Annotated in this window: 7 protein-coding genes and 1 pseudogene; 6 read left to right on the forward strand and 2 right to left on the reverse strand. The window is 63.4% G+C overall.

Annotation, left to right across the window (positions count from 1 at the left end; genetic code table 11):
• Nucleotides 1-454 precede the first annotated feature (454 nt).
• On the forward strand, nt 455-697 hold the full coding sequence (locus tag GJ743_RS08215; RefSeq protein ID WP_155051434.1) for a hypothetical protein: 243 nt from the start codon (nt 455-457) through the stop codon (nt 695-697).
• Between the two features lie 126 nt (nt 698-823).
• The gene (locus tag GJ743_RS08220) at nt 824-1,078 is read left to right on the forward strand and encodes a DUF7660 family protein (RefSeq protein WP_155051435.1); all 255 of its coding nucleotides are present in this window, start codon (nt 824-826) and stop codon (nt 1,076-1,078) included.
• Between the two features lie 55 nt (nt 1,079-1,133).
• On the opposite strand, the gene GJ743_RS08225 is transcribed toward GJ743_RS08220, so the two are convergent.
• Nucleotides 1,134-2,567, reverse strand: coding sequence for an ApeA N-terminal domain 1-containing protein (locus GJ743_RS08225; RefSeq protein ID WP_155051436.1), 1,434 nt, complete (start codon nt 2,565-2,567; stop codon nt 1,134-1,136).
• 198 nt (nt 2,568-2,765) lie between these two features.
• On the opposite strand from GJ743_RS08225, the gene GJ743_RS08230 reads away from it, so the two are divergent.
• The 4 genes and pseudogenes from GJ743_RS08230 to GJ743_RS08240 form a co-directional block, all read left to right on the forward strand.
• The gene (locus GJ743_RS08230) at nt 2,766-3,041 is read left to right on the forward strand and encodes a hypothetical protein (RefSeq protein ID WP_155051437.1); all 276 of its coding nucleotides are present in this window, start codon (nt 2,766-2,768) and stop codon (nt 3,039-3,041) included.
• Between the two features lie 100 nt (nt 3,042-3,141).
• The gene (locus GJ743_RS08235) at nt 3,142-3,816 is read left to right on the forward strand and encodes a hypothetical protein (RefSeq protein ID WP_155051438.1); all 675 of its coding nucleotides are present in this window, start codon (nt 3,142-3,144) and stop codon (nt 3,814-3,816) included.
• Between the two features lie 283 nt (nt 3,817-4,099).
• The gene (locus GJ743_RS19515) at nt 4,100-4,228 is read left to right on the forward strand and encodes a DUF1643 domain-containing protein (protein ID WP_230386656.1); all 129 of its coding nucleotides are present in this window, start codon (nt 4,100-4,102) and stop codon (nt 4,226-4,228) included.
• 28 nt (nt 4,229-4,256) lie between these two features.
• Nucleotides 4,257-4,568, forward strand: a pseudogene (locus GJ743_RS08240) (DUF1643 domain-containing protein); the annotation flags it as partial.
• 22 nt (nt 4,569-4,590) lie between these two features.
• On the opposite strand, the gene GJ743_RS08245 reads toward GJ743_RS08240, so the two are convergent.
• Nucleotides 4,591-5,034: an SRPBCC family protein gene (locus tag GJ743_RS08245; protein WP_328288959.1), complete on the reverse strand. Its 444-nt coding sequence runs from the start codon at nt 5,032-5,034 to the stop codon at nt 4,591-4,593.
• Nucleotides 5,035-5,373 lie beyond the last annotated feature (339 nt).

Raw genomic sequence — 5,373 nt, forward strand, 5'->3', positions numbered from 1 at the left:
GACGGGAATCGAACCCGCGCTGTCTGCTTGGGAAGCAGAAGTTATCCAGTAGTGATTCACTCGGCTTCACTCGGGCTCACGAGCCCCGGGATCACGGGGGAGTGTGAGCTCGAGTGAATCAACGTGATGCCGATTTTGTGACTATTAAGTGACTACGAGGGTTTCTCCGGCGCCGCGATTGCCGGATCGGAGTCGTTCCCCCGGTGTTCTCGACGAGTCTCGCACGGCGCCGGCAATTGATGCCACGCACCCCCTGAGCGTGACGCGAATCGGGGGCCCTCTCCGGGCACTTCATCGGACAGGGCTTCTGCGAACGACGCTGCGTCCGGTAGGCGAACCGCCGCGGCGCCGGCGGCCGGCTCCGAAGCCTCGCGGAGGGACCGGCTACCGGGCTGGCTGCTCGTGATATCGGACTCCATCGCCACCTTCTGCGCCCCTGCCGCATACTTGTGCGGTGGACGAGTTGACGCAACCCAAGGCTCGCGGTCGCGGCTGGAGGGATCTGTTCGCCGGTAGCCTGGCCGCAGCGGGAGCCATCGTCCTCTCGCTCCTCGACAAGCCGACGCCCTGGTACTTCATCCTGTTCACGCTGGGAGTGATCATCGCCCTCGTCGGCGTGGGAAGGCTCGCCCAGTCACGAATCGAACGCAGGGTCAACTCGACAGAGGGCGGACAGCGCCGGCGAACTCCGAGCTAACGGATCTCACTTGGCGATCCCTCGCCGGCGCTGGCTCGAGCGCTCGATGCACCCCTTGAACTGATGCCTGAGTGAGGGACCGGCTTGCGTCGGGTCTGAGATCGCTCATGGACTTATCGTGTGGAGATGGATCTGGATTCGCAGGCGCTCAACATGTCATCTCGAGCGGACCTGGTGGAGTTCCTCGGGGGGCTAGCAGATTCGTTCGCCACGCATCCGGAACGATGGCAAAACGCGAATCTGCCTGACTTCCTGAACGCATGGGCAGCTTGGCTCGAAGACATGGATGGATACTTCCAAAACAGAGGCGAGAGTGTGCCGACCTCCGCGTCCTGGCAATTGATTGCTCAGATGCTGCTTGCTGCGCGCGTATACGAGTAGGTGCCGACCGCGTTCGCTGAGGGATCGTCCTTGCACCGCCCGATGTTCGCGCTGTTCAGTCAGTCAGATCCTGAGCATCTGCTTGCACGGTGGAGACCCAGGTGCCAGCGTCATCATCGATCCGAACCTCGTTCGCTTCGAAGAGCTGTTGAAGCTGCCAGAGTTCAGAGCCGCTCCGGTACCGCTGGAGAAGTTCGTCGGCGGCGCCGGTGAGGCTGGCGGCGAGTAGTCGCACTACTAGCTCGTTGACCTCTCCGATCAGGGCCGTCTCGACGTGGTCGGGGAAGGCTCCATTGTCAGCGTGCTTGACACGCTTGTAGTTGTTGGAAATCGCGCGGGCCAGCCCGACCTGGCTGTGGATGTAATCGTCCCAGCCGATGTCGAGGTAATCGAGGCAGCGAAAGACATACGTTGCCATGGAGGGCCTTGCTCGACCATAGGTGGCTTCCTCTCCGGGCCGCTCGCCGATGAGCTGCCCCGCTGCTTCGAGCGCCATCGAGGTCGACATCACGACGTCTTCGATGAAGCGATTACGCCGACCGATGACCGCCACTGCAGGCAGGATGAACCGCTCCCACTCACCGTACATTTCGGCCCACGAAGTCAGTCCTTCGGCACCCACCTCCTGAAGTACCAACAAGGGCCGTCCGAGTTTCTCCTTCGCCGGAGTGGGTTGCCCGCGCTCGCGAATCGTCCGGGCGCTGATCAGCTCAACGAACGGATGCTCGATCAGCGTCCCGTCCATCGTGCGAGAGGCGATGGTCTCGTCGCGCACCTGATGTTCGCGAAAGGACAGTGCAGTTCCGAACAAGAACACAAGCAGGTGCATCACCTTGCGATGCTCCGCAAGGTGGTGAAAGAACTCCCTAGGGTCCACCCACTCCGATTCGAGCAGCACGTTGTCGTGGAGCTCGTGGATGCGTTCGTACCCATCTTGTTTCGCCTCGAATCGCCAGGAGGTCTGGATCCGCATCGTGGCCTCACCTTGCTGCCACTCAATCGGCTCCGGACTCTTGACCGTGACCTCGAGCACGTTTGTTCGGCGCTCATCGTCCCGGTGCGCGTCCGACTCCACCGCGGTGAGTCGTGTCCAGTGGTTCAGTCCGTCAGCGCGACTGCGACAGGATTTGACGGTGAGCGGCTCGGAGAGCGATTCTTCGCGATCGTGCAGCAGCGTCTCGTCGGGGGCAATTCGTCCACTCCCGATCCTCGACCCTGCCGCGCTGGAATGGCCCCGCCAGCGACAGCCAAATAGAGTGGCTGCGCCCTCCCTCGTCCGTAGGAGCATGTTCGTCGGGGGAGTTCGCTGCCGAAACCATTCGTCGACGTGAGCGAATTGTGCGGCCGCGTAGCCAGAGAGATACGGGACTTCAATCTCGACACCCGTATCGGTGAGCCGTAGCGTGGCGCCGACGTAGGGGGTCTCCTCGACCCCGTCGATCAGGAGACCGGCGAAGCTGTCGCCGAAGTCGAACTTGTTGATCGTCATTCGCGTACTCCGTTCGTGCCGTCGCCCGTGAACGCAGGGCAACTGCTTGGTGAGCCCTTCCCTCGCCGGCGATGCGACACTATCGGCGCGCACCGACCATAACGGTCACCAAGGAGCGCCCGCTGAGGGATGGTGATTGCGTCCTGACCGCACCGCGCCGGAGGGCTCGAAGGAGATATCGGCACTAGCGTGACATCCATGCTGACTGTGGCCGAGAGTGTGGGTGAGATCATGGGCGCCATTGCGCAGCTGCGTTCTGCTGCCACCGTCGAAGGCGATCGCGCTCGTAGGCGGTCGGCCGAACATCTCGGAGCGAGATTCGATGGCATCACGACCGCGGAGGATCTTCGTGACGCCGTCAGAGATGGCCTCCGCTTCTATGACGGTGGGATGGGTTCGTTCCAGGACGCCGACACTTCACCGGTAGCCGCGGCCATCGCACGATTGGGCGAGTCGCTGCGCCGAGCGATCTGAAGAGGCCATTATCGGCACTTGGATGACCCGCCGCTACGGCGCCGACGCATCTGGTCTCGAACTAGGGTTCACTGGTGGCATACCCCGAAGCCGGTGAGCGATGTTGACCCCTGAGGCCTTCGCCGACGCGATCGGCGGATCCGACGAGAAGGTCGGCGCACATTCCCGATATGAGATCGACCCTGAGCGCATGTTCGCCAGAACCGGTCTGGGATGGCGCACCTGTGTCGGGTTCTTCTGGGGCGCGCTGTTCGTCCTCGCCATCGTCGTCTTCCTCTGGTTCGCTGTCTCTGACGGCGACGTCGCCGTCATATTCGGGATACCTGCTCCGGGGCTCCTCATACTTAGCGTCGGTCTCTTGGCGGGAGCGGCACTCGCGCTCGCCCCCAACCTGCACCGAAGACTGGGAATCATCGCGACCGCGCACTGCGGCGACATGTTCGTGATCGGTGCAACGCCCCTCGCCGGGACGTACCTGGTAGTCACGGTGGACCGCATCGTCGCGTTCGATCGCCGCGAAACGCTGCTTGGCAGGTGGCGCGCCGAGGAGATCGATGCGGTCGCGCTCAAGCAGTTCGGGAACGCGGTCGGCGCCGTGCTCTTCACCCACGACCGCTGCTTCGAGCTCTCGATATCGGCCAGAGCCGGCGGCCCGTTCGCCCCCGCATGGTCAACCGGCGGCGCGCTCGGTCGAACCCAGCTGAGGTCTGCGATCGAGGCAAGCCTGCAACGATGCGGGATCCCGGCCGTCACGAGTGGCCCTGTCGCGGGGTAAGCTCGCTCGCGCGAGCATCCCTACGGGCTCTTCGCTCGCAGTGGGGATCCCCGTTGGCCGCCGATGTTGCTATCGCCACCGACCTACGTCGGCCGATAGTCGCACCCCGTCGCTGATCATGGCCGCATCGCAGCTCAGCACGAAGACCTCGGAGCCGTCCACCGCGGTGGGTCTCGATCTCATACTCAACCGTCTCGCGAACCACCGGGTGCTGTGCGGATCAGCCCTGGCCCGATGTCGCCGCAGCACAAGATGATCTGGCCTGAGGAGAGAAGCGTGTTCGATGGATGATTTCGTTTCGGCCACCGCGGACATTCGTGGCGATTACCGCTACACACTGACCCGCGTCTGGGACGCAGCGCCGCCAACGATCACGTTCGTGCTGCTGGAACCCGAGCACCGCCGACGCTGAGCAACTTGATCCCACGCTACGGCGGTGCGTCGGTTTCGCGAAGCGCGAGGGGTATGGCGGCATGGTGATCGCCAACCTGTACGCGTTCCGTACCAAGTTCCCGAGAGTGATGATGGCCGCGGCTGATCCTGTGGGGCCTGAGAACGATCGCGTGCTCGGCAACCTGACTGGCACCGTCGTAGCCGGGTGGGGCACGAACGCCGACCCGGCCCGAGTCGCCCAGGCGGTCGCCTTGTTGCCGTCGCTCAACGCATTGGGCGTCACGAAGGGTGGGCACCCGAAGCATCCGCTCTACGTACGTCGTGATGCGCCGCTCATCGACTGGCCGCCCACCTCGTGAAGCAGGGATCTTGACAGAGCGGTTAGTCGCCTGCCGCGATGTGAGCGTTGCGCTTCTCGATGAGATGGCGAAGGTAGGGGCCGATCACGAGTTCTGCCATCGTGCCGAGGGGTCCGAGTGGCGCGTCGAACTTCACGCGATCGATCATGAGCGCGCCGGAGCCGTCCGGTCGGAACTCGTGTTCGTGCCGGAATGAGCGGAACGGTCCGCGCACCTGCTCGTCGACGAAGTACTCCGGTTCCGTCATCGCGGTGATCCGGCTGATCATTCGGATCGGCACCCCGACGTGCCACGCCTGCCAGGTGACTTCTTCGCCTTCGCTGATCAGACCGGCGGTGACGCCGGCGATCGCGCGCTCGCGCGAGTCCGACATGGACGCCATGTGAAGGTCGATGCTCCGGGAGCGGTCGAATGCCTCCTGCACGCCGGCGGGCACGTGCGTCCGGCACTCGAACTCGACGGTCACAGCGATCAGTGTCCCACCGTGGGCGAGTCGATGAGTCGAGGCGCATGACGGTCGGCGAACGCCGCTCGGGCTGAGGGTTCGCTCGAATTTGTGACTATTAAGTGACTACGAGTGCAGTTTTGCAATCGAGAGTCGCGGCTCAGTCGTGGTCGAAATCCCTGATCAGACCCGTGAACGTATCGAGGTGCCTCCGCGTCGACTGTTTCCGGGCGGTATGCGGAATTGCACGCTGGCCACAGGCGTATGGAAAGCGGCTCTGATCAGGTAATTTCCGTGGAGCCGATGACGGGAATCGAACCCGCGCTGTCTGCTTGGGAAGCAGAAGTTATCCAGTAGTGA

Origin of the sequence: Agromyces bracchium (assembly GCF_009709675.1) — a bacterium.
Classification (GTDB): Bacteria; Actinomycetota; Actinomycetes; order Actinomycetales; family Microbacteriaceae; genus Agromyces; species Agromyces bracchium.

What these genes read in the sequence shown, in the direction of transcription:
- GJ743_RS08220 (WP_155051435.1), top strand. Translation starts at nt 824, where the DNA reads ATGGATCTGGATTCGCAGGCGCTCAACATGTCATCTCGAGCGGACCTG.
- GJ743_RS08225 (WP_155051436.1), bottom strand. Translation starts at nt 2,567, where the DNA reads ATGACGATCAACAAGTTCGACTTCGGCGACAGCTTCGCCGGTCTCCTG.
- GJ743_RS08230 (WP_155051437.1), top strand. Translation starts at nt 2,766, where the DNA reads ATGCTGACTGTGGCCGAGAGTGTGGGTGAGATCATGGGCGCCATTGCG.
- GJ743_RS08235 (WP_155051438.1), top strand. Translation starts at nt 3,142, where the DNA reads ATGTTGACCCCTGAGGCCTTCGCCGACGCGATCGGCGGATCCGACGAG.
- GJ743_RS19515 (WP_230386656.1), top strand. Translation starts at nt 4,100, where the DNA reads ATGGATGATTTCGTTTCGGCCACCGCGGACATTCGTGGCGATTACCGC.